Genomic DNA, 807 nt, shown 5'->3' on the forward strand with positions numbered 1-807 from the left:
GCGGCGGGGGCGGGGGCCGGGGGGGGGGGGGCGGGGGGGGGGGGGCGGGCGGGGGGGGGGGGGCGCGCCGGCCGCCCCCCCGCCCGCTCCCGCTTTCCGCCATTGATTCGCCAAGGAGAGGGCCACCATGGCTTTCGGGGGCTTCAGCAGCTCCGCAACGAGCACGCCACACCCGTTGGGAGCGACACGGCTGCATCCGCAGTCGAGCGTATGGATGACCGGCATGACGCCGGCTCAGCTCTACCGCACGGAGGGTGGCCCGGCCCGCCGGCTGTTCGTCCTCGGGCCGAGCGGTGCGCGGCTGGCGGATCTGAAGGCGTTGGGCGCTGGGCCTCTGCCCGCCGATCTGGCGTGGCGCTGGCCGGGGGCCTACGCGGTGGTGAGCGAGGCCGGACACGAAACCGTGATCTTCACCGACCCGGCTGCCGCGCAGCCGGTCTATGTCTCCCGCTTCGGTTCGGGGTGGGCCTGGTCGTCGTCGGCGCGGCTGCTCGCGGGGCTCAACAGGGCTCCTGTCGATACGCGGCGGCTCGTGACAGCGGTGTTCGCGCCGCTGCTCCCCGCTCTCGTTGCGGGCCGGTCGTACTTCTCCGGGGTCGAGCAGTTGCCGCCGGGCGCGCGTATCCGGCTCGCTCCGGGCACAGCACCCCAGATCACGAACCTATGGCTGCCGCAGCCGGACATCGGACCCGAGCCAGCCGGGCGCTTCCGGGTGTCGGCGACGGCTCAATGTGAGGCCGGGTTCGGCGGTTCAGTTGTGGGCCATCCGTAGTCTCGTCGGATGTGTCAGTCGTTGCTGCTGGTGGC

General features: G+C 73.4%; 1 protein-coding gene. It reads left to right on the forward strand.

What is annotated here, in order from left to right:
* Positions 1-214 precede the first annotated feature (214 nt).
* A complete protein-coding gene (locus tag ACFV61_RS30885; protein WP_380495199.1) occupies positions 215-772 on the forward strand; it encodes a hypothetical protein in 558 nt (185 codons plus the stop codon).
* Positions 773-807: the final 35 nt, after the last annotated feature.

It is taken from the genome of Kitasatospora sp. NPDC059817 (genome assembly GCF_042731835.1).
Lineage (GTDB): Bacteria > Actinomycetota > Actinomycetes > Streptomycetales > Streptomycetaceae > Kitasatospora.

Coding starts and splice junctions, on each gene's coding strand:
- ACFV61_RS30885 (WP_380495199.1), top strand. CDS start 215: ATGACCGGCATGACGCCGGCTCAGCTCTACCGCACGGAGGGTGGCCCG.